The organism is Rhodococcus oryzae (assembly GCF_005049235.1).
GTDB lineage: Bacteria > Actinomycetota > Actinomycetes > Mycobacteriales > Mycobacteriaceae > Rhodococcus_G > Rhodococcus_G oryzae.
Window position 1 is genome coordinate 13,324 of record NZ_SUMD01000005.1, and the last position, 22,709, is coordinate 36,032.

Annotated in this window: 20 protein-coding genes; 6 read left to right on the top strand and 14 right to left on the bottom strand. The window is 69.0% G+C overall.

Annotated elements, in window-relative coordinates:
- Positions 1-289: 289 nt before the first annotated feature.
- Complete coding sequence (locus FCG67_RS11525; protein WP_246045015.1) at positions 290-700, top strand: hypothetical protein; 411 nt, start codon at positions 290-292, stop codon at positions 698-700.
- A 29-nt stretch (positions 701-729) separates the two neighbouring features.
- Here FCG67_RS11525 and ilvA read toward each other — a convergent pair whose 3' ends face one another.
- From ilvA to FCG67_RS11540, 3 genes are read right to left on the bottom strand one after another with little or no spacing between them, the layout of a single operon-like run.
- A complete protein-coding gene (ilvA, locus tag FCG67_RS11530) occupies positions 730-2,082 on the bottom strand; it encodes a threonine ammonia-lyase IlvA (protein ID WP_136909961.1) in 1,353 nt (450 codons plus the stop codon).
- Positions 2,083-2,132: 50 nt separating this feature from the next.
- Positions 2,133-3,908, bottom strand: coding sequence for a pyruvate dehydrogenase (locus FCG67_RS11535; protein WP_136909962.1), 1,776 nt, complete (start codon positions 3,906-3,908; stop codon positions 2,133-2,135).
- A gap of 13 nt (positions 3,909-3,921) precedes the next feature.
- Positions 3,922-4,356, bottom strand: a complete 435-nt coding sequence (locus tag FCG67_RS11540) for a nitroreductase family deazaflavin-dependent oxidoreductase (RefSeq protein ID WP_136909963.1) — start codon at positions 4,354-4,356, stop codon at positions 3,922-3,924.
- Between the two features lie 112 nt (positions 4,357-4,468).
- On the opposite strand from FCG67_RS11540, the gene FCG67_RS11545 reads away from it, so the two are divergent.
- Positions 4,469-4,726, top strand: a complete 258-nt coding sequence (locus FCG67_RS11545) for a hypothetical protein (RefSeq protein ID WP_136909964.1) — start codon at positions 4,469-4,471, stop codon at positions 4,724-4,726.
- Here FCG67_RS11545 and FCG67_RS11550 read toward each other — a convergent pair.
- Both FCG67_RS11550 and dnaE read right to left on the bottom strand, forming a co-directional pair.
- On the bottom strand, positions 4,707-5,534 hold the full coding sequence (locus FCG67_RS11550) for a TetR/AcrR family transcriptional regulator (RefSeq protein WP_136909965.1): 828 nt from the start codon (positions 5,532-5,534) through the stop codon (positions 4,707-4,709). The two genes, FCG67_RS11545 and FCG67_RS11550, sit on opposite strands and share 20 nt — an antisense overlap.
- Positions 5,535-5,637: 103 nt before the next feature.
- Positions 5,638-9,177 (bottom strand): DNA polymerase III subunit alpha, encoded by a 3,540-nt coding sequence (dnaE, locus tag FCG67_RS11555; protein WP_136909966.1) that lies wholly within the window; start codon positions 9,175-9,177, stop codon positions 5,638-5,640.
- 191 nt (positions 9,178-9,368) lie between these two features.
- On the opposite strand from dnaE, the gene FCG67_RS11560 reads away from it, so the two are divergent.
- Positions 9,369-10,424 carry an alpha/beta hydrolase gene (locus FCG67_RS11560; protein ID WP_246045016.1) on the top strand — a complete coding sequence of 352 codons (1,056 nt, stop codon included), beginning with the start codon at positions 9,369-9,371 and terminating at the stop codon, positions 10,422-10,424.
- Between the two features lie 71 nt (positions 10,425-10,495).
- Entirely contained in the window at positions 10,496-11,545 is a 1,050-nt protein-coding gene (locus FCG67_RS11565; protein ID WP_136909967.1) for an alpha/beta hydrolase, read from the top strand.
- Positions 11,546-11,560: 15 nt separating this feature from the next.
- Here the strand turns inward: FCG67_RS11565 and FCG67_RS11570 are convergent, their stop codons facing one another.
- Genes FCG67_RS11570 through lspA form a run of 3 tightly spaced genes read right to left on the bottom strand, consistent with a single transcriptional unit; the run spans position 11,561 to position 13,663 of the window.
- Positions 11,561-12,220, bottom strand: coding sequence for a hypothetical protein (locus tag FCG67_RS11570; protein WP_136909968.1), 660 nt, complete (start codon positions 12,218-12,220; stop codon positions 11,561-11,563).
- Positions 12,213-13,139 carry an RluA family pseudouridine synthase gene (locus FCG67_RS11575; RefSeq protein WP_136909969.1) on the bottom strand — a complete coding sequence of 309 codons (927 nt, stop codon included), beginning with the start codon at positions 13,137-13,139 and terminating at the stop codon, positions 12,213-12,215. Before FCG67_RS11575 ends, FCG67_RS11570 begins: the two co-directional genes overlap by 8 nt.
- Entirely contained in the window at positions 13,136-13,663 is a 528-nt protein-coding gene (gene lspA, locus FCG67_RS11580) for a signal peptidase II (protein ID WP_246045047.1), read from the bottom strand. Before lspA ends, FCG67_RS11575 begins: the two co-directional genes overlap by 4 nt.
- A gap of 219 nt (positions 13,664-13,882) precedes the next feature.
- Between lspA and FCG67_RS11585 the strand changes: the two genes are divergently transcribed.
- Together FCG67_RS11585 and FCG67_RS11590 are read left to right on the top strand one after the other, a co-directional pair.
- Positions 13,883-14,785, top strand: coding sequence for a hypothetical protein (locus tag FCG67_RS11585; protein ID WP_136910271.1), 903 nt, complete (start codon positions 13,883-13,885; stop codon positions 14,783-14,785).
- Positions 14,785-15,525 carry a sensor domain-containing protein gene (locus FCG67_RS11590; protein WP_246045017.1) on the top strand — a complete coding sequence of 247 codons (741 nt, stop codon included), beginning with the start codon at positions 14,785-14,787 and terminating at the stop codon, positions 15,523-15,525. Before FCG67_RS11585 ends, FCG67_RS11590 begins: the two co-directional genes overlap by 1 nt.
- A 60-nt stretch (positions 15,526-15,585) precedes the next feature.
- Here the strand turns inward: FCG67_RS11590 and FCG67_RS11595 are convergent, their stop codons facing one another.
- From FCG67_RS11595 to wag31, 6 genes are all read right to left on the bottom strand, one after another.
- Complete coding sequence (locus FCG67_RS11595; protein WP_425467824.1) at positions 15,586-16,077, bottom strand: WKL family lipoprotein; 492 nt, start codon at positions 16,075-16,077, stop codon at positions 15,586-15,588.
- A gap of 137 nt (positions 16,078-16,214) precedes the next feature.
- Positions 16,215-17,564 carry a DNA polymerase IV gene (locus FCG67_RS11600; RefSeq protein WP_136909973.1) on the bottom strand — a complete coding sequence of 450 codons (1,350 nt, stop codon included), beginning with the start codon at positions 17,562-17,564 and terminating at the stop codon, positions 16,215-16,217.
- Positions 17,565-17,577: 13 nt separating this feature from the next.
- Positions 17,578-17,907 carry a TfoX/Sxy family protein gene (locus tag FCG67_RS11605; protein ID WP_136909974.1) on the bottom strand — a complete coding sequence of 110 codons (330 nt, stop codon included), beginning with the start codon at positions 17,905-17,907 and terminating at the stop codon, positions 17,578-17,580.
- 47 nt (positions 17,908-17,954) lie between these two features.
- Positions 17,955-21,224: an isoleucine--tRNA ligase gene (ileS, locus tag FCG67_RS11610; protein WP_136909975.1), complete on the bottom strand. Its 3,270-nt coding sequence runs from the start codon at positions 21,222-21,224 to the stop codon at positions 17,955-17,957.
- Between the two features lie 238 nt (positions 21,225-21,462).
- Entirely contained in the window at positions 21,463-21,711 is a 249-nt protein-coding gene (locus tag FCG67_RS11615; protein ID WP_136909976.1) for a hypothetical protein, read from the bottom strand.
- Between the two features lie 16 nt (positions 21,712-21,727).
- Positions 21,728-22,564: a DivIVA-like cell division protein Wag31 gene (gene wag31 / locus FCG67_RS11620; RefSeq protein ID WP_136909977.1), complete on the bottom strand. Its 837-nt coding sequence runs from the start codon at positions 22,562-22,564 to the stop codon at positions 21,728-21,730.
- Between the last annotated feature and the right edge of the window lie 145 nt (positions 22,565-22,709).

The window sequence follows — 22,709 nt, forward strand, 5'->3', positions numbered from 1 at the left end:
GTTCATCTTCGGTGAGCACGCGGAGTTCCGGGCCGGCGGCGCACCCTCGCCGGCAGTTATGACAGGAGCCCGTTCGGGCATCAGATGCCGCCTCCTGAGTCCCATCACAGTAGCCGGGATTGCACTGCTCAGAGGCGGTTTCGGCAGATAACGTCGCCGGCCGCGATCGCGATCGTGGTCATCTGGAGGATGGCTATTCGGGCAGGTCGGCGGTTATCATTCGAAGCGATGTTCCGGACGGTCTTAGACCAGATCGGGGCCGTCTCCTTGGAATGAGAGGAGCCCCCAAGTGAAACTTCACAAAGGTACGACGCTCTCCGTATTGGTCATCGCGACGATGGGGATCGGCGCCGGTACTTCCTACGCCGCACCGCCACCCCCGGATGACACGACCATCACCTACCAGGCCCCCGAGAGCCCGGATCCATTGACCGGTGTGCTCGAACCCCACGAGGTGTACAGCCAGGAAGCCTACGACAACCTGGTCACGCAGTTCGAGATCGGCTGGATGGGTGGCGGAAACATCAACGCGAACATCGGGGCAGGCATCGGAGCCGTGGTCGGCTGCGTGCTGTTCCTGTTCGTTGGATGCATCCCCGGGGCCGTGATCGGCGGCGCGGCAGGCGCCATCAGCGGTTCGAGTAACGCGAACCCCGCTTTGGCACCCGCCTTCTTCGACTTCGTGCGAACCCTCCCCTGACCCGACCGTCAGCCCGACTCACGCCCTGCCTACGTGAGGTAGCGGTAGGCAGGCGAGCCGGGCTCGAGCTGCTCGACGTGCATGCCGGATCCGTGCATTCGCTCCAGGAGCGAGTCCAGGCCCGATGCCGAGCCGAGCTCGATGCCCACCAGGGCCTCACCGGTCTCGCGGTTGTTCCGCTTGACGTATTCGAAGAGGGTGATGTCGTCCTCAGGACCGAGGACCTCGTCGAGGAACCGACGCAGCGAACCCGGCTCCTGCGGGAAGTCCACAAGAAAATAATGCTTGAGCCCGAGGTGGACCAGCGAACGCTCGAGGATCTCGCCATACCGCGACACGTCGTTGTTGCCGCCTGAGATCAGGCAGACCACCGTGCTCCCCGGCTCGACCTTCACCAGTTCCAGTGCCGCCACCGACAGCGCACCCGACGGTTCGGCGATGATGCCCTCGTTCTGGTAGAGGCCCAGCAGCGCAGTACAGACCGCACCCTCGTCGGTGTGGATCATCGCGAAGGTACCTTCGCCCGGGATGCCGGAACGCGGCTGGGCCATCAGCGGCAGCGAGCCGTGCGAGACGATGCCCGCGCCCAGCGCGGCCATCACCTCGAACGGCAGGTCGCCGATCCGACGGACGGCCGTTCCGTCCACGAAGGGGTCGATCTCGGGCAGCGTCACCGGCCCGCCCGCGACGAGCGCGGCCGTCATCGATGCGGCGCCGCTCGGCTCGACGCCGACGATCGCGGTGTGCGGCGAACGCTCGTGCAGGTAGGTGGCGATTCCCGCGATCAGTCCACCGCCGCCGACCGGGACGATCACCGTGCCCGGCTGCTCGCCGAGCTGTTCGACGATCTCGGCGGCGATGGTGCCCTGACCGGCCGCTGTCCGCGGGTCGTCGAAGGGCGGCACCATCGTCGCGCCGGTCCGCGCGACATCGTCCTTGGCCGCTGCCGCGGCGGCGTCATAGGTCTTGCCGGTGGCGATCAACTCGACGAACGAGCCGCCGTGCGCCTTGATCCGGTCCCGCTTCTGCCGCGGCGTGTTCGCGGGCACGTAGATCCGGCCGCGGATCTGCATCGTCCGGCACGCGTAAGCCACGCCCTGTGCGTGGTTACCCGCGCTGGCACACACCACGCCCGACTCCCGCTCCTGCGCCGTGAGCTGGACCATCAGGTTGTAGGCGCCGCGCAGCTTGAACGACCGGACGACCTGCAGGTCCTCGCGCTTGAGGTACACCTTGGCGCCCGTGGCCGCCGAGAGCCGCTCACTGAACTGCAAAGGGGTCACCGCGACGACGTCGGAAATTCGCCTCTGGGCAGCATCGATCTCATCCGCATCGAGCGGCAGAGTGGCCATCAGGTCGGCGAGTTCCGGGGATTTCGACACCTCAATATGCTGCCACCTGCGCCCGCGGGTCGGCGACCCGACCCGGCATCTCAGCCCCGGGGGTCGAACTGGGAGGGCCTCGGGATGTTCCGCAGATTGGATTTCGCCATCTGAACGGCCTCACCGACCCCGCCGTTCATCACCATCTTCGACATCGCGAGGGCGAAGCCCTTGACCTGCCCGCCGGTGATCGTCGGCGGCAGTGACAGCGCGTTCGGATCGGTCACGAGGTCGACCAACGCAGGCCCCGGATGCGCCAGCGCCTCCCGCAGTCCGGTCTCGATGTCCCCCGGGTCCTCGATCCGCCGGGAGAAAATGCCAAGGGCGTTCGCGACGGCGGCGTAGTCGACCGAAGGCACGTCGACACCGAAATCGGGCAGCCCGTCGACCAGCATCTCGAGCTTGACCATCCCGAGGGTCGAATTGTTGAACACCACGATCTTGACGGGGATCCGGAACGACGCGACGGTGACCAGCTCGCCGAGCAGCATCGACAGCCCCCCGTCACCCGACACCGAGATCACCTGCCGATCCGGCGCGGCGAGCTGCGCTCCGATCGCGTGTGGGAGCGCGTTGGCCATCGAGCCGTGCAGCGCCGACGACAGGAAACGCCGCGACCCGTTCGGGTTCAGATAGCGCGCCGTCCACACGTTGCACATCCCGGTGTCGGCGGTGAACACCGCGTCCTCCGCCGCGAGGTCGTCGAGGATCGACGCCGCGTACTCCGGATGGATCGGCGTGCGCTGCTTGACCGGGCTGGTGTACGCCCCGACCACCTTCTCCATCAGGGTGCGGTGCCGATCGAGCGACCGTTCGAGGAACTCCCGGTCGGTCTTGCGGTGCACCAGTGGGTTCAGCGCCCGCAGCGTGCTGACCGTGTCGCCGTGCACCGCGAGATCGAGGCTCGTGCGCCTGCCGAGCTTCTCCCTGGCGACATCGATCTGAGCGGTGCGGACGTCGTCGGGCAGGAACTGGTCGTACGGGAAGTCGGTGCCCACCAGGAGCAGCAGGTCCGCCCCGTGCATCCCGTCGTGCGCGGCGCCGTAGCCGAGCAGTCCGGTCATGCCGACGTCGAACGGGTTCTCGTACTGGATCCACTCCTTGCCGCGCAGCGTGTGGCCCATCGGCGCGGCAACGGTGTCGGCGAGCGCCAGCAGCTCGTTCCTGGCCTCGCGAACTCCCGCGCCTGCGAAGATCGCGACCCGCTCGGCGTCGTTGATCGCGGCGGCGAGCGCCCGGACGTCGGCGTCGGCGGGCACGACCGCGGGTGGCCCCGTCATGACCAGCGTCGGCGGGGTGCCCGCGGCCGGATAGTCGGCGACGTCGCCGGGCACCGTGATCACCGCGACTCCCGACCGGCCGAGCGCGTGCTGCATCGCGGTGTGCACGATCCGCGGCGACTGTGCGGGGGTGCTGATCATCTCCGCGTACTGGGAGCAGTCGACGAACAGCCGGTCCGGGTGGGTCTCCTGGAAGTAGCCCGTACCGATCTGGGTGCTCGGGATGTGCGAGGCGATGGCGAGCACCGGCGCCCCCGACCTGTTCGCGTCGTACAGCCCGTTGATCAGGTGCAGGTTGCCGGGCCCGCAGGATCCCGCGCAGACAGCCAGCTCGCCGGTGATCTGCGCCTCGGCTGACGCCGCGAAGGCCGCCGCCTCCTCGTGCCGGACGTGGATCCAGTCGATTCCGCCCGAGCCCGCGCCGCCGGTGCGGCGGACCGCGTCGACGATCGGATTGAGGCTGTCACCCACGATGCCGTAGATCCGGCGGACGCCCGCCGCGACGAGCTGGGACACGATCTGGTCTGCAACGGTCTCCGCGGCCACGGCGGCCCTCCTGTTACTGAGGGGTGAGCACGAATACGGGGATCTGGCGGTCGGTCTTCTTCTGGTACTCCGCGTAGTCGGGCCAGACCGCGACGGCACGCTCCCACCACACGGCCTTCTCGTCGCCGGTCACCTCGCGGGCGATCATGTCCCGCGTGACCGGGCCGTCCTGCAGTTCGACGTGCGGATCCGCGATCACGTTGTGGTACCAGACCGGATGCTTCGGTGCGCCGCCGAGCGAGGCGACGATCGCGTACTCCCCCTCGTGCTCGACGCGCATCAGAGGCGCCTTGCGGAGCTTGCCCGATCTGGCACCCTTGGTGGTGAGCAGGACCACCGGTTTGCCCTGCATGGTGGTGCCTTTGGTTCCGCCGGAGCTCTCGTACAGCGCGGCCTGATCGGCGGACCACTTCGTCGGACTGGGCTCGTATTCTCCTGTCAGCGGCATGCAATCCAGTGAACACCTCCGGCCACCGCGGTGCAGCCCGACCGGCCGAAATCAGCATGTCGAACTCAAGTGTTCGTTGGACCGAACTTCGATCTCCCGGTAGCCTGAACTCATGACCACCGCCGACTTCGCCACCACGCCGCACCGAAGCGCGCGCGGCCGTGGCGCCTCGGTGAATCTTGCGGGTACCGAATGGCCGCTCTACAAGCTCGAGGCGCTCGCCGCGGGCCTGCTGGTGTTCGTCGCCCTGCTCGTCATCACCCAGGCGATGCAGCCCGCCGTGCTGGCGGCAGCCGCAGCCACCGTCGTCGTGTGGTGGGCGCGCCGCGTGTACTGGGTTAGCGACCGGGTCACGCGGTCCGGCCGCTAACCACCGCCACCTCGGCCGAGCGATTGCGCTCGATGCCGTCCAGCAGCACGTCGAGCCCGACGGCGAAGTTCTCGGTCGCCTCGTCCTCGAGATCCGGCGCCCGACCGCCTTCCAGGAATGCGTCCCGCTCCTCCGCGGCGGCCTCGACCCCGAGCCGCACCAGCATCGGAAAGCGCTCGGCGAAGTCAGGGGCCACCTGCTGCAGGAGGGCGGACCGCGTCGACCACCACTGCTCGTCCGACATCCCGGTCGCGACGGCCGCCCTCCGCGAATCGGCGACGGCCGCGGCGGCGCCGCGCACGAAGTGGAACAGCGCGCCGACGACGCGGCGCAGGACCCGGGCGGACAGTCCGGCCTCGAACAGGATCCGCACCAGCGCCTCGAGGACGGCCTGCTCGTCTGGCCCGAGCACCGGGCGCGCATAGGAGACCGTGAGTGTCCACGGATGCCGGATGTAGAAGGCCCACAGGTCCCTGGCCCACGATGTGACGGCCGGCCGCCAACCAGCCGCGAGGTCGTAGTGGGTCGGCAGCTCGCCGTGCGCCCGGTCGTACATCAGGTCCACCAACTCGGCCTTGCTCGGCACGTAGGTGTAGAGCGCCATCGCCGTGCGCCCCAGCCGGGCGCCGACCGCCCGCATGGACAGACCGGCCATCCCGGCCTCGTCCGCCACCTCGATCGCGGCCGCGACGATCTCGTCCACGGTGAGCGCCTGCCTCGGACCCGGCACCGACCTCGGGGCCTCTGGCGCCCGCCACAACAGCGCCATCGATCGAGCGGCATCGCCGTGACCTGCAACCACACTCATCGAACTCAACTCCTTACGGGGTAAGCAATCGCGATCATTATTGCCTTACGCCGTAAAGGGATACGGAACGGCCCGCCGAAATGCGACGTTCCCCCGGTCCGGCTCAGCCGGCCAGGCAGCCCGGTCCGAGCAATGCCTTCAGGTCACCCATCAACGCGGAGGACGGCTCCACTCGCAGGCTGTCGTCCAGCTTGAGGGTGGTGATGCGGTCGCCACTGATCAATCGCAGGTGTACGTCCGAGGTGCCCGGGTGCCGGGTCAGCACCTGCTTGAGTGCGCCGACCTTGTCCTCGGTGCACAGCCGCGTCGGCAGGCTCACCGCCACCGGCTTGGCCACCCCGACCGCGGACAGGTCCGGCACCGCGAGGTCGTTGCCGATCAGCGACATCCGATCGTCACGGATCGAGACCCTCGCCTTCACCAACACGATGGCGTCTTCCGAGATGTCCATGCCGTACACCGAGTAGGCCTGCGGGAAGAACAGCACCTCGATGCCGCCGACGAGGTCCTCGAGCTGGATGATGGCCCAGGTCAGACCATTCTTGTTCACCCGCCGGTCCACGGAGGCGATGATGCCGCCCAGAGTCACCTGGGCGCCGTCCTTGACCTCGCCCTCGAGGATCGAGGCGATCGAGGTGTCGGACTGCTGCCGGAGGATGTGCTCGACCCCGTTGAGCGGGTGCCCGGAGACATAGAGCCCCAGCATCTCCCGCTCCAACGCGAGGCGGTGCTTGGTTTCCCACTCCTCCTCCGGGACCCGGATCGCGAACACCGACGACAGCGACTCATCGGCACCGCCCGCGTCCCCGAACAGGTCGAACTGCCCGACCGCCTCGGCCTTCTTGGTGCCGAGGACCGACTCGATGGCGTCGGTGTGGATCAGGAACAGGCCCTTGCGGGGATGCTCGAGCGAGTCGAACGCCCCCGACTTGATCAGCGACTCGGTGACCTTCTTGTTGCAGGCGATCACATCGATCTTGTTGAGATAGTCGGAGAAATCGGTGAATTTCCCCTTCTCGGTGCGCGCGTTGATGATCGAGGCCACCACGTTGGCGCCGACATTGCGCACCGCGCCCATGCCGAACCGGATGTCGCTGCCTACCGAGGCGAAGTTGACCGCCGACTCGTTCACGTCCGGCGGCAGCACCGTGATGCCCATCTTCCGGCAGTCCGCCAGGTAGATCGCGGACTTGTCCTTGTCGTCGCCGACCGAGGTGAGCAGACCGGCCATGTACTCGGCCGGGTAGTTGGCCTTGAGGTACGCCGTCCAGTAGGAGACGAGGCCGTAGCCCGCGGAGTGCGACTTGTTGAACGCGTAGCCGGCGAACGGCAGCACCGTGTCCCACAGCGCCTTGATGGCGGCCTCACCGAAACCGTTGTCGAGCATGCCCTGACGGAATCCGGCGTACGCCTTCTCCAGTTCCGAGAGCTTCTTCTTACCCATCGCGCGGCGCAGCAGGTCGGCCTGGCCCAGCGAGTACCCCGCCACCTTCTGCGCCAGGTGCATGATCTGCTCCTGGTAGATGATCAGGCCGTACGTCTCCGAGAGGATGTCCTTGAGCGGCTCCTCCAGCTCCGGGTGAATCGGGCTGACCTCCTCAAGCGCGTTCTTGCGCTTGGCGTAGGAGGTGTGCGCGTTCATGCCCATCGGCCCGGGACGATAAAGCGCGAGGGCAGCGACGATGTCGCCGAAGCCGGTCGGCTGCATCAGCTTCAGCAGCTCGCGCATGCCGCCGCCGTCGAGCTGGAAGACGCCGAGGGTGTCCCCGCGCGAGAGCAGCTCGAAGGTCGCCGGGTCGTCCATCGGGATGGTGTCCAGGTCGAGGTCGATGCCCCGGTTCGCCTTGATGTTCTCGAGCGCGTCACCGATGACCGTCAGGTTCCGCAGACCCAGGAAGTCCATCTTGAGCAGGCCGATGTCCTCACACGACGGGTAGTCCCAGCCCGTGATGATCGCGCCGTCCTGCGCGCGCTTCCACACGGGGATCGCGTCGGTGAGCGGCTCGGACGACATGATCACCGCGCAGGCGTGCACGCCCGCGTTGCGGATCAGGCCCTCCAGTCCCTTGGCGGTCTGATAGATCTTCGCGACATCCGGGTTGGAGTCGATCAGCGCGCGGACCTCGACGGCCTCCTTGTAGCGCTCGTGCTCCGGGTCGGTGATGCCCGAGACCGAGATGTCCTTGGCCATGATCGGCGGCGGCAGCGCCTTGGTGATCTGATCGGCGATCGCGAAGCCCGGCTGGCCGAACTGGACTCGGGCCGAGTCCTTGATCGCGGCCTTCGTCTTGATGGTGCCGAAGGTGATCACCTGGGCGACGCGGTCGCTGCCCCACTTCTCGGTGGCGTAGCGGACCATCTCACCGCGGCGGCGATCATCGAAGTCGATATCGATATCGGGCATCGAGACGCGCTCGGGGTTGAGGAACCGCTCGAACAGCAGCCCGTACGGGATCGGGTCGATGTTGGTGATGCCCATCGCGTAGGCGACGAGCGAGCCGGCCGCACTGCCACGGCCGGGGCCGACCCGGATGCCGACCTCCTTGGCATGGTTGATCAGGTCGCCGACCACCAGGAAGTAGGCAGGGAAGCCCATCTCGTTGATGACGTCGATCTCGTAATCGGCGCGAGCCAGATACTCCTGCGGCGGGCCGCCGGGGAAGCGGCGGTCCAGTCCGGTCAGCACCTCCTTCCGCAGCCAGCTAGCCTGGGTTTCACCCTCGGGCACCGGGAAGATCGGCATCCGGTCGCGGTGCTGCCAGACATCGTCGTAGGGCTGGATGCGCTCGGCGATCAGCAGAGTCGAGTCGCAGGCGCCCGGGACCTCGTCGTCCCAGATCGCCCGCATCTCCTCGGCCGACTTGAGGTAGTAGCCGTCACCGTCGAACTTGAACCGGGTGGGATCGCTGAGCGTCTTGCCGGTCTGGATGCAGAGCAGCGCCTCGTGGTTCTCGGCGGCGTCCTTGGTGACGTAGTGGCAGTCGTTGGTCGCGAGCGGCGGGATGCCCAGCTGACGGCCGATGTCGAGCAGCCCCTCACGCACGCGGCGCTCGATGGACAGGCCGTGGTCCATCAGCTCGAGGAAGAAATTGTCCTTGCCCCAGATCTCCTGCCACTTCGCAGCGGCCTCGAGGGCCTCGCGGTCGTGGCCGAGACGCAGCCGGGTCTGTACCTCGCCGGAGGGGCAACCGGTGGTCGCGATGATCCCCTCGTGGTGCTCGGCGATGATCTCCTCGTCCATCCGGGCCCATTTGCCGAGCTGGCCCTCGATCGAGGCGCGGGAGGAGAGCTTGAACAGGTTCCGCACGCCGGTCGCGTTCTCCGCGAGCATGGTCATGTGGGTGTAGGCGCCGCTACCGGAGACGTCGTCGGACTTCTGGCTCCGGTCACCCCACAGCACGCGCTTGGTGTTGAAGCGGGACTCAGGGGCGATGTACGCCTCGATCCCGATGATCGGGGTGATGTCGTGCTTCTTGGCCTCGTTGTAGAACTCGCTCGCTCCGAACATGTTGCCGTGGTCGGTCATCCCCACCGCGGTCATGCCCAGCCGCTGAGCTTCCTTGAACATCGGACCGACCTTGGCCGCACCGTCGAGCATCGAGTACTCAGTGTGATTGTGCAGATGCACGAACGAGTCAGCCACGCGCGCCTCTCTAGCTCTCGAAGGACTGGAGCGCCCCGATGTTTTCAGCGACCTGAGTGTAGGCGCTGGGGCCGACAGCTTCGGTCACCCGCGCCGGGACGGAGCGCGGCGGACGGTGTGTTGGTCACGACCCCTCACCTGGATCGGAGATACTGGCGCCCGGCGCGCCCGACCACCACCGAGGAGAGCCTGTGACCATCGACACCCAGAGCGAATCGCCCTCCCCGAGCGCCCGACCGCGCTCGCGATGGAGGCGACGGATCCTCTGGGTCGTCGGCATCCTCGTCGCGCTCGTCCTGGCCGCGGTCCTCGCCTTCGCGCTCAGCCCGTGGCCCGGCGCCATGGTCGTCCGCTTCGTCTTCGACCGCGGCGCGGCGAGCACCACCAGCGCCCTCGAGAAGCACGCCCCGCAGGGCATCGCCTCGATCACCGATCAGCAGTACCGGGACGGCGACTCCGACGCCCTCCTCGACGTCTACTTCCCCGAGACGGCCACCGAGTCGCTGCCGACCGTGATCTGGACCCACGGCGGCGCCTGGATCTCCGGCAACAAGTCGCACTACGCGGCGTACTACCAGCTGCTGGCGGAGCGCGGGTTCACCGTCGTCTCCCTCGACTACTCGCTCGGGCCCGAGCGCACCTACCCGACCCCCGTGCACCAGCTCAACGACGCACACGCCTATGTCGTCGCGAACGCCGAGCGGCTGCACGTCGATCCGAGCCGCATCGTGCTCGCGGGAGATTCGGCAGGCGCGCAACTCTCCAGCCAGCTGGCCGTCCTCGTCACCGACCCCGAGTACGCGCACGAGCTCGACATCACCCCGGCGCTGCGCCCCGAGCAGCTGCGCGGTGTCGTGCTGAACTGCGGGATCTACGACGTCGAGAAGATGACGGGCGGGTCGGGCATCGTCGGCTGGGGCGCGGACCAATCACTCTGGGCGTACACCGGCACCCGCGATTTCGAGGACTCGACGGCGATCGGCCAGATGTCGACGATGCGCCACGTCACCGACCGGTTCCCACCCACCTACATCAGCGGCGGCAACGGCGATCCGCTGACCGACGAGCAGTCCAAGCCGCTGGCGGCCGAGCTCGGCGGGCTCGGCATCGAGGTCACCACTGTCTTCTATCCCGAGGACCACGAGCCCGCGCTTCCGCACGAGTACCAGTTCGATCTGGACAACGAGGACGGCACGCGGGCGCTGGAGCGGACCGTCGAGTTCCTGAAGGCGCACACCGCGCCGTAGCCCCCGGCCGAGCTGCCAGACTGTCCGTGCGGCCACCGTCGGGGTGACGCCGTACACCGGAAGGAACCATGATGACCGAGGTCGGCGACATTTCGACTGCGCAGCGCACCCGCGGGCGATGGAAGCGGCTCGCGTTGTTCGGGCTCGCCGTCCCTGCGGTGACGGCGGCGGCAGGCGTCCTCGTCGCCCGGGTCACCCCGCGACCCTTCACGAGGGCGGTGCGCTGGGGCTTCGAGTGGGACGCGGCGCGCGTCACCGCGGCGCTCGGCGCGCACGAGCCCGCCGGGGTCGCGCGAGTCACGGACCAGCAGTACCGGGAAGGCGACCCCGACGCCCACCTCGACGTCTACTTCCCCGAGTCGGCGGCGGGCCCGCTGCCGACGGTGATCTGGACCCACGGCGGCGGCTGGATCTCCTGCCACAAGACCGACTTCGCGCCCTACTACCGGCTGCTCGCGGCCGCGGGCTTCACCGTGGTCTCGCTCGACTACTCGCTCGGCCCCGACCAGACCTACCCCACCCCGGTGCACCAGCTGAACGACGCGCACGCCTACCTGGTCGCGAACGCCGAACGGCTGCACGTGGATCCGCAACGGATCGTCTTGGCGGGCGACTCCGCCGGGGCCCAGCTCTCGAGCCAGCTCGCGGCCCTGATCACCAACCCCGACTACGCCCGCGAGGTCGGCGTCACCCCCGCGCTGCGCCCCGACCAGCTTCGCGGCGTGGTGCTCAACTGCGGCGTCTTCGACGTGAGGAAGGTCGTCGGCCTGCCCGGAATCCTCGGTTGGGCCATGGACCAGTTGGTCTGGTCCTCCCTCGGCACCAAGGACTTCGACGATTCGGCCGCGGTGGCGCAGATGTCCACGATCCTTCACGTGACCGGGCAGTTCCCGCCCACCTACATCAGCGGGGGCAACGCCGACCCGCTCACCGACAGCCAGTCGGTGCCGCTCGCCGAGCAGCTGCGCGGGCTCGACGTGGACGTGACGACCGTCTTCTACCCGGCCGACCACAAGCCGGCGCTCGGGCACGAATACCAGTTCAAGCTCGACAACGAGGACGGCCGGTTGGCGCTGGAGCGGACCATCGAGTTCCTGCGCAAGCACACCGAGCAGGACTGACCGGCCGGGCAGTTCTCACCGGGCTGGCACGTCGCCGTCGTCCGGGCCGGGGGCAACGGTGGAAGTCTGCTCGGGCAGCAGCGGGGTGACCGCGAACCGTCCGTACGCGGCGTCCGCGGGCAGCGCCTCCACCGCCCGGACGCCCGGCCGTGCCGCCAGGGCGCGGAGCTGCGCGAGGTCGCCGCGCACGGTCATCCCGACCACGCAGGCGCACCCGTCCGCGAGGCGCCCGGCCGACACCGCATCGATGCGGGCCTGCCGATCCCACTCCCCCGCCGAGCCCTGCAAACGGCCGGCCGCGACCAGCGGAGAGCGGCGCACCGCCGCCTCGTCCGCGGGCACGTCCACGACGATCAGCGGAGTCTGCACCCGATCGATCGGCACCCGGAACAGCACCTGGGAGATCCGGACGCCGTCGGCGAGGCGGTACGCCTGGTCGACGGTCGCCGCGGGGCCGAGCGAGACCAATGCCCAGTGCTGATCGGTGTCGGAGCCGCCGACCGAGTCGGCCGCTCGGTCGAGATACTCGCTGACCGCCTCGCCGCCGTCGGGACCGAGCCGGTCGGTCGCGATCGACACCGGCCGCGGCGGGTTGGCGAGGCCGAGCACCACGACCAGCGCCGCCAGGGCGAGAGCGCAGCAGACCGCCACGACCGCCCCGGCCCGGTCACGCACTCCTGAGGACCTCGAGGGCGTACTGGAGATCCTTCGGGTAGTCGCTGGTGATCTCCATCCAGCGGCCGTCCGCGGGGTGCGCGAACCCGAGCGCGCGGGCGTGCAGCCACTGCCGTTCCAGGCCGAGCCGCTCCGCGAGGCGGGGGTCGGCGCCGTAGGTCAGGTCGCCGCAGCAGGGGTGCCGGAGCGCGGCGAAGTGCACCCGGATCTGGTGCGTGCGCCCGGTCTCCAGGTGGATGTCGAGCAGGCTTGCCGCCTGGAACGCCTCCACCGTGTCGTAGTGGGTGACGCTGGGCTTGCCGTCCGAGGTGACCGCGAACTTCCAGTCGTTGCTGCGGTGCCGTCCGATCGGGGCGTCGATCGTGCCGCTGCTCGGGTCGGGGTGGCCCTGCACCAGCGCGTGGTACCGCTTGTCGATGGTGCGCTGCTTGAACGCGCGCTTGAGCAGGGTGTACGCGCGCTCACTCGTCGCGACCACCATCACGCCGGACGTACCGACGTCGAGCCGGTGCACGATGCCCTGCCGCTCGTGAGCACCGGAAGTCGAGATGCGGAAGCCCGCCGCGGCGAGCCCGCCGATGACCGTCGGTCCGGTCCAGCCGACACTCGCGTGTGCGGCGACGCCGACCGGCTTGTCCACCACCACGACATCGTCGTCGGAGTACAGGATCTCCATGCCCTCGACCGGCTGCGCCTCCACCGTCAGCGGCCGCGCGGGTTCGGGCAGCTCGACCTCGAGCCAGGCACCGGCAGGCAGCCGGTCCGACTTGCCGACCGCGGTGCCGTCGAGCAGGACCGCGCCCTCCTCGGTGAGCACGGCGACCGCGGTCCGCGACAGGCCGAGCAGCCGGGCCAGGCCCGCATCGACGCGCATGCCCTCGAGCCCGTCGGGTACGGGCATCGACCGTGTCTCCCTCATGCGCCCGCCGCCTTGCCTGCATCGAGGTCGGAGTCGGCGGTGGCGTCGGAGTCGGCGCCCGCCCGGGTGCCGTCGGGTTCGAACCCGAACAGGGTGAGCGCGACCAGCAGGATCGCGCCGCAGACGATGGCCGAGTCGGCGACATTGAACACCGGCCACCAGCCGACCGACACGAAGTCGACGACGTGGCCCTGCAGCGGGCCGGGGGCCCGGAAGATCCGGTCGATCAGGTTGCCGAGCGCACCGCCGAGCACCAGGCCGAGGCCGAGCGCCCACCACGGGGACCGGAGGGTCCGGCCGATCTTGATGACGCCGATCACCACGCCGATCGCGACCAGGGTCAGCACCCAGGTCATCCCGGTGGCCATCGAGAAGGCGGCGCCGGGGTTGCGGACCAGGGTCAGCGTCACCACGTCACCGATCAGCTCGATCGGCTCGCCGGGCTTGATGTGCCGCACCGCGAGGATCTTGGTGACCAGGTCCAGTCCCAGGATCAGTGCCGCGATCGAGACCAGCATCGGCATCCTCAGCGGCGCCTGCGCGGCGACCACCGCGGTTCCACCTCCCGTTGCCTCGCTCGCCCCGGCGCCGGGGTTCTCCGCATTTTCCGCTTCACTCACCCCGCCATCATCCCTTACGGTGGCACGCCGGGCCCCACCACACCCAACCGTGGCTAACCTGGTCGGGTGCCTGTGTTCTCTCCTCGGTCCGCCCTCCCGGCAACGGCGACGGCCCGGACCGCTCTGGTCGCCGCAACCCTTGCCCTCACCTCCCTCGTCTCCGCGTGCGGATCCGGCGGTGACGCCGCCCCCACCGATGTCGCCACCGCGTCCGCCACCGAGGTCACCGTCCCGGTCTCGGCGGTGACGGCCACGATCCTCGATCCGGGCGCAGAGCCGCGTCAGCGGGTCACCGTGCACCCGCCGATCGGTTCCGAGCAGCACGCCACGCTGACGACCGGTTCGCAGGTCTATCAGCAGATCGACGATCAGCCCCAGCAGGACTTCTCGACCCCGGAGCTGCGCACCCCGCTCTCCGCGACCGTGCGCGGCGAGCAGTCCGATCCGGCGATCCAGGTGGACCTGACACTCGGCTCGATCGGCACCCCGGATCCGCGGCTGTCCGACGCCCTGAGGGAGTCGGAGGGGTCGGGCGCGGGCTTCACCGTCCAGCCGACCGGGGCCATCACCTCGCTCCGGATCGCCCCCGACCCCGAGTCGAGGGATATCGCCCGCTCCGCCGTCGAGCAGGCCTTCTACCAGTCCGTCTATCGCACGGTGTCCTTCCCGGACGCGGAGATCGGGATCGGCGCGGTCTGGACCCTCCGTCAGCAGGTCATGAGCGGGATCGCGCTCGACCAGGTGACGACGGCGACCCTGCGGGAGCGGGACGGGGACCGGCTCACGGTCGACGTCACGGTGACGCAGACGCCCGAGTCGCCGGTGTGGGACCTGCCGGACAAGTCGAGCAGGCTCAACATCGACACGTACGTCATGACGGGGACCGGCACCATGGTCGTCGACCTGAATCAGCCGCTGCCCGTCGGCGGGGACGTCACCGTCGGCGGTCACCAGAGCTACCGCGACCCGAACGGCACCACGACGCTTCGGCAGACGATCACCAACCGCGTGCAGTGGGCGGGTTGATGCGCGGCACGCGCGTCCTGGCCTGCGCGGCGGCCGCGCTTCCCCTGCTCGCGGGGTGCGGCGGATCCGGCGGCGAGGAGGCATCCTCGTCGTTGCCGCCGCTGCCCGCTCAGGTGACCGCCTCCGCAACGGCGGGCGCAGGCCCGATCACCGACCCGGCCCGGCTGAAAGCCGCCCTGCTCACCACCGCCGATCTGCCTGCCGGTTTTGCGCCCCTTGCGGATCCGGTGCAGGACCTGGGTCTGCCGCCGGCTCCGGAGTACGACGCCGCCGACCGGTCGAGCACCGATCCGCAGGCGTGTGCGGCCGTCCTGCGGGAGGTGGCCGACCAGGTGCCCGGGTCGACGGCGCGTGCCGTGGCGCGGTACGGCGGGCCGGACTTCACCAGCGTCGACATCGACGCCGCGAGTTACCCCGACGGTGGCGCCGCCGGCGCGCTGGCCCGCGTCCAGGAGACCCTCTCCGGGTGTACCGAGTACCGGGGCACGGACGCCGACGGTTTCGAGGTCCAGTACCGCGTCGGCGGCCTCGAGCAGCCCGCCGTGGGTGACGCCTCGGTCGCGGTCCGGCTGCTGACGTCCAGCGACGGGGTCACGATGACCTCGGACGTGATCATCGCTCAGGTCGGCTCGACCCTCGTGCAGCTGGTGGCCTCCGGCCAGCAGCCGATCGGCCAGGACCTGCTCGCGCGGCTGGCACGCACCGCAGCGGACCGGGTCGGCGCCGCCGCTCCCATGTGAAACGCCGAATGCCGGCACCCCTTGCGGGACACCGGCATTCGGTCGGGTTCTAGCTGAGAATCAGACGCAGGCAGGCGAGGTGAGGTTCGCCAGCTTGACGATGTTGCAGGCGTACTCCTTCGACAGCTTCCACTGGCCGTTCTCGACCACGAAGCCGGCGGTGCCGGCGCTGACCTGGCCGCCGATGTCCATGTTGACGGTGGCGGTGAGGGTGCCGTCGCCGTTGTCGAGGATCGGGTCGACGACGGTGACGGTGGCGTTGGACTGCTTGGCGGCCGCGGCCACGGCGTCGAACAGGCCCGGGTCCGACTCGCCGTCCTGGACGAGGGTGACCTTCTCGGCGGCCGGGGTGGCCGGGTCGAGGCCCTTGACCAGCATCGCGTTCAGCTCGACCGCGGAGGGCGCGGGCGGGTAGTCGAGGCTGCTGTCGGCAGCAGTGGTGGTGGCCTTGGCCGTCGAGGTCGTCTCGGCCGTGTTGGTGTCGTCACCACAGGCGGCGAGCGAGAGGGCGGCCGCCACGGCGACACCGGCGATGAGGGTCTTGCGGAGCATCAATGCTTTTCCTTTTCTCGGGTGAACATGTTCTCGGTGCTCGTTGGTGCTCAGAGCGATTCAGGGGTTGCGTCCACTATGACATCCACCGAAGTCTGTCTGTGACAGTAGTGAACACCATAAAAATAAGGCGATCCTTAACGAAGGCTCGCCTCGGGGTCCGCGCGGGCAAGTCCGTCGTCGTCCTCGGCAAAGGTACGCGCGAGGCCCGGCCCGGTCGAGCGGGTCTCGAAACGGACCGTGACCACGCCATGTCCGCAGCCCTGCACCCATCCGTGACCGAACTCACTATGCGCGACGTCCTGACCGGGGCGCCAGCGAGCCGCGTCCGCGACCACCGGGATCACCGGCGCGGACATCAGCTCCGGCCGCTCCTCTTCTGTGATGAGCATCACATCGCCCTGGTCCAGGTCGGGGAACAGTGAGCCCTGCCGAACGGAGGTGAGTCCCCCGAGCGAGACCCCGACCAGTCGCACCGGGCCGAGCTCGAGCGGATCGATCACCTGCCGCTGCGCGGTGGCCACCAGGGTCTGCAGGTCCGCCGTGGCGTACGGCAGGGTGGCGGACCGGGTGACGATGCTCATGTCGGACTTCTTCAGCTTCAACACCACGGTCCTGGCCGCTCGGCCGTCGCCGAGCAGCCGGGCGTGCGCGGCGGCACCGGTGCGTTCGACCGCCGCACGCAGCTGGTCCAGGGTCACCAGGTCGGCGGCGAAGGTGGTCTCGGCGCTCACCTGCTTCGCATCGGCCCGCTCGGCCACCGGACGGTCGTCGATCCCCTGCGCCAGGCGATGCAGGCTCGGCCCCAGCGTGGCGCCGAGCACCGAGACGATCTCGGTCGAGGAGGTGGCGGCCAGCCCGCCGATGGTCTCGATCCCGAGCCTGCGCAGCTTCTCGTCCGCGACCGGGCCGATCCCCCACAGCTTTCGGACGGGCAGGGCCTCGAACAGCCCGCGCTGCTCGGCCGGGGTGACCACCCGGACGCCATCCGGTTTCGCGAGCCCGGAGGCGATCTTCGCGATCTGCTTGCCCGACCCGGCACCGATCGACGCCACCAGACCGGTCCGCTCCCGGATCAGCGCACGTAACTCCTCCGCAAACACCAGGACCGCCTCCGCATCGGCCCCGGCCAGCTCCGGAGGCTCACCGAAGGCCTCGTCCATGGAGATCATCTCGAGCACCGGCATCCGGGTGCGCAGGGCGTCGAAGACCGTCTTGCTCAGCATCGAGTAGAGGCCGCCGCGCGGCGGCAGCACCACAGCGCCCGCGCCGACCATGCGCCTGGCCTGGTGCATCGGCATCGCCGACCGCGCCCCGTAGGCGCGCGCCTCGTAGCTGGCACCCGCGACCACCCCGCGCCCGCCCAGCCCGCCGACGAGCACCGGGCGCCCACGCAGCGTCGGCCGGGTGAGCTGCTCGACGGAGGCGAAGAACGCGTCCATGTCGAGGTGCAGCACCCAGCGGCGCGAGGTGGTCGGCCCGGTCATCGTGGTGCGAGCGTCATCGCGATCGGGGCTTCTTCTTCCTCGGCTGGGGCAGCGCATCGGCGGTGCGCCGGATGAACTCGTGCAGCCAGTCGGTGTCGGCCAGTCGCTCCGGCGGGATCGCCAGGTAGTCCTTCGCACCCGGATACGGCGGGGCCAGGCTCACCTCGTCGAGGTACTCCTCCGCCGCCTCGCTCGGTTTGACGAAGACGGTGTCGTCACAGATCAGCGCGACGATCTTCTCGTCGCAGTACAACCCGTACTCGCCGAACATCGCGCGGGCGCGCACGTCCAGGGGCTCGAGCTGCCCGAGGACGTGCGCGACCGTCTCCTTGCTGGTGCTCATAGGTGGGAAGCTACGCCGGTACCCCGACAACGGGGCACCGACACTCCTCACGCCTTGGTGATCACGACCCGGGCGCCCTCGCCCAGGTCGACGGCACCGGGACCGCTGGCCTCGCCGAGCTCGAGGCTGGTCGCGAGGATCTCCCCCGCGATCAGCTCACGGTGCCTGGCGGCCCAGTCGAGCCGGTCCTCGGGCACCTGCAGCGTGACGACGATCCGGTCCGAGACCTCCAGGCCTGCCGCGCGGCGGGCGTCCTGCAGCTCGCGGATGCGGTCCTTCGCCCAGCCCTCGGCCTCCAGCTCCTCGGTGACCGCAGAGTCGAGGACCACCAGGCCCGCGTTCTCCGGCAGGGCCGCGGTGGACTCCGGCTCGGCTGCGACCAGGCGCTGGGTGTACTCGGACGGCAGCAGAGCGATACCAGCAGGAGCGGAGCCTGCGGAGCGACCCGGGTCCTCAGCAGGAGCGGAGCCTGCGGAGCGACCCGGCCACACAGTGACGACCCCGTCGACCTCCGACCAATCCCCCGCCTTGACCGCCTTGATGACCGTCTGCACGTCCTTGCCGAGACGCGGGCCCGCGGCCCGCGCGTTGACCACGAGCTCGAACTTGCCGTGGACGTCCACGTCCTCGGTCAGGTCCACCTTCTTGACGTTGACCTCATCGGCGATGATGCCGAGGAACGGGCGCAGCCGCTCCGCGTCCTCGGCCGCAACGGTCACCTCGGGCAGCGGCAACCGCACCCGCAGGTTCTGCGCCTTGCGCAGGCCGAGCACGGTCGAGCAGACCGAGCGGACCTCGTCCATCGCGCTGACCAGCTCCGGATCGGACGGCAGATCGGTCGCCTCCGGCCAGTCGGTCAGGTGCACCGAACGCCCGCCGGTGAGGCCGCGCCAGATGACCTCGGTGACCAACGGCAGCAGCGGCGCCGCGAGGCGGGTCACGACCTCGAGCACGGTGTGCAGGGTGTCGATGGCGTCGCGGTCCTCGTCCCAGAACCGCGTCCGGGACCGGCGCACGTACCAGTTGGTCAGCGCGTCGCAGAAGGTCCGCAGCTCGTCGCAGGCACCGGCGATGTCGTTGACCTCGAGCGCCTCCGTGATCGCGTCCCTGGTGCCCGACAGCTTCGCCAGGATGTACTTGTCGAGCACGTTCGGCGAATCGGTGCGCCACTGTCCGGGCTTGCCTGCGTACAGCTGCAAGAAGCTCCACGCGTTCCACAGCGGCATCAGGGCCTGCCGGGAACCCTCGCGGATGCCCTGCTCGGTGACGACCAGGTTGCCGCCGCGAAGGATCGGCGAGGACATCAGGAACCACCGCATGGCGTCCGAGCCGTCCCGGTCGAACACCTCGTTGACATCGGGGTAGTTGCCCTTGGACTTGCTCATCTTCAGGCCGTCGTCGCCGAGCACGATCCCGTGGGCGGCGACGGTCTTGAACGCCGGGCGGTCGAAGAGCGCGGTCGCCAGCACGTGCAGCGTGTAGAACCAGCCGCGGGTCTGGCCGTTGTACTCGACGATGAAGTCGCCGGGGTTGTGGCCTTCCACGACGGCGGTGCCGTCAGTCGACTCGGTGTTGCCACCGTCGAACCAGTCCTTGTTCTCGAACGGGTAGTGCACCTGCGCGTACGGCATCGAGCCGGACTCGAACCAGCAGTCCAGCACCTCCGGGACGCGGCGCATCATCGACTTGCCCGTCGGGTCGTCCGGGTTCGGACGGACCAGGTCGTCGATCATCGGCCGGTGCAGGTCGGTCGGCCGCACGCCGAAGTCGGCCTCCAGCTGGTCGAGTGAGCCGTACACGTCGGTCCGCGGGTACGCCGGATCGTCGGAGATCCAGACCGGGATCGGGCTCCCCCAGTAGCGGTTGCGACTGATGTTCCAGTCGCGGGCACCCTCGAGCCACTTGCCGAACTGCCCGTCCCGGATGTGCTCGGGCACCCAGGTGATCTCCTGGTTCAGCTCGACCATCCGGTCCCGGAACTTGGTCACGGCAACGAACCACGAGGGCACCGCCATGTAGATCAGCGGCTGGCCGCTGCGCCAGCTGTGCGGGTACGAGTGCTCGATCGTCTCGTGCCGTAGCAGCTTGCCCGCCGCCTTGAGGTCCTTGGCGATGAGCGGGTTGGCATCAAAGACCTGCACACCTTCGTAATCCGGCACCATCGAGGTGAACTTGCCGCCCGCGTCCAGCGGCTGCACGATCTCGATGCCGTTGGCCGTCGCGCAGTCCATGTCCTCCTCACCGAAAGCCGGTGCGAGGTGGACGATTCCGGTGCCGGAATCCGTGGTGACGTAGTCGGCGGCGAGCGTGCGGTGCGCGTTGGCGTGCCCCTTGTCGGGGCCGTGGAAGAAGTCGAACGGCGGCTCGTAGGACAGGCCGACCAACTCGGCGCCCTTGTGCTCGGACAGCACGGCGGGCTCCTCGCCGAGTTCACGGGCGTAATGGGATACCCGGTCCTTGGCGAGCACGTACCGCTTGCCGTCCTTGCCCTCGACCTGGACGTAGTCGATCTCGGGATGCACGGCGATCGCCAGGTTGGACGGCAGCGTCCAGGGCGTAGTGGTCCAGATCAGCGCGTTCGCGCCGTCCAGCGGCGATCCGGGCGCGACGAGCGGCATGTCGACGGTGACCGCCGGATCCTGCCGCATCTTGTAGGCGTCGTCGAGCTTGGTCTCCTGGTTGGACAGCGGCGTCTGCTCGTACCAGCTGTACGGCAGCACCCGGAAGCCCTGATAGATCAGCCCCTTGTCGTGGAGCTCCTTGAACGCCCACATGACCGACTCCATGAAGTCCAGGTCGAGGGTCTTGTAGTCGTTGTCGAAGTCGACCCAGCGCGCCTGGCGGGTGACGTACTCACGCCACTCGTCGGTGTAGCGCAGCACCGAGGCCTTGCAGGCGGCATTGAACTCCGCGAGGCCCATTTGTTCGATCTCGGACTTGTCCTTGATGCCGAGCTGCTTCTCGGCCTCGAGCTCGGCGGGCAGCCCGTGGCAGTCCCAGCCGAACCGGCGCTCGACCTTCTTGCCGCGCATCGTCTGGAAGCGCGGGATGAGGTCCTTGACGTACCCGGTGAGCAGGTGACCGTAGTGCGGCAGGCCGTTGGCGAACGGCGGGCCGTCGTAGAAGACGAACTCGGGCGCATCAGCCCGGTTGGCGATGGAGGCGCGGAACGTGTCGTCCGAGGCCCACTCGGCCAGCACCCGCTGCTCGAGCTCGGGGAAACGCACGTTCGTGTTGGCCTTGCCGCCGCCGAGATCAACTCGCGGATAGCCGGCGCCCGTCTGATCGGATCCGTTGCCGGTCGAGTTGTTCGTCAACCCAGTACTCCCTCGTGCCGTGTCTGGCACGGGGACGACGGCAGCGCCTCTGCGCTGCGACCGCGGTACCACCCCGCTTGCCCGGACGCGGCGACGCCGCCGCCCGGACCTCTCGTGCTGGGCTGTGACGGGCCCACCCGTTCGGTTCTACTGGGCGACCCGTTCGTCTCGAACGCGTGCCGTTCTTCCGAAGGCTCCCCGGTGATGGCCGGATCAACGCCACATACTGACTGCGATTCTAGTCGCCGGCGTCAAATCGCCTGTCCGACGACTCCCGGCTCGCGTCGGCCCGCCCGCCCGCTGGCGGGGCACCGGGTTCGGCCGCGTCCGGTGCGGTGTTGCCGCGGAGCGAACTCACCAGCAGCAACACCGCACCGATCACGCAGACCGCGATGCATCCCCATGCCCAGACGACCGATCCGGTCATCAGGGCGATCACCAGCAGCGCGAACCCAACCGCTGCCATTACGAGCGTCAGGACCAGCACGACGGGCGTTACCGGGTTAGTTGTTGCCCTTGGCGAACGTCTGGCTCAGGCCGGGCTTGGAAGCCTCGCCACCGAACGCCTCCTGGCCACCGTCCACGGGGACCGCGGAACCGCGCTGCTCGAGCTCCTCGAGCTGCGACTCCAGGTAGGACTTCAGCCGCACCCGGTACTCGCGCTCGAACGTCTTGAGCTGCTCGATCCGGCCTTCCAGCACGCTGCGCTGCTGGTTGATGGTGGCCATGATCTCGGTGTGCTTGCGCTCGGCGTCGGCCTGGAGCGCATCCGCCTTCTCCTTGGCCTGGCGCAGCTGCGTCTCGGAACGCGTCTGGGCGTCGGAGAGCAGGGCCTCGGACTTCTGCCTTGCGTCGGAGATCATCGCCTCGGAGCGGGTCCGCGCGTCGCTGACCAGCTGCTCGGAATTGGTCCTGGCCGTGGTGACCAGCTGCTCCGACTCCGTCTTCGCATCGCCGGTCAGGCGATCCGCCATCTCCTGGGCGAGGCCCAGGATCTTCGCGGCCTGCAGGTTCGCCTCTTCGGTGTTGCCCGGGCGGGCGACGGGAGCAGCGGGCGCGGGGGCGGGGGCGGCGACCGGGGCGACCGGCTTGGGCGGCTCTACAACCCGAACGGGCTCAGGCGCGGCACCTGCCGGCCGAGGAGCCTTCTTCGCATCCGCGAGCTCCTGATCGAGCTCACCCACGCGCTGGCGGAGATCCGCGTTCTCCTCGATCAGTCGCGAGAGCTCCTGCTCGACGAGGTCGAGAAACGCATCGACCTCGTCTTCGTTGTAGCCCCGCTTGCCGATAGGCGGCTTGCTGAACGCGACATTGTGCACATCAGCTGGTGTCAGCGGCATGGAAGGATCCCTTCACGCGTCTGTTGGCGGTCGAGCAAGCATTCAGTTATAGCGCATACAGCGGGAAACCAAGCAATCCCACTGTAACTGGCGTCCATTCTGTCACACCAGACCCGTAGGTCGCGCCACGACTCAACCATCGACA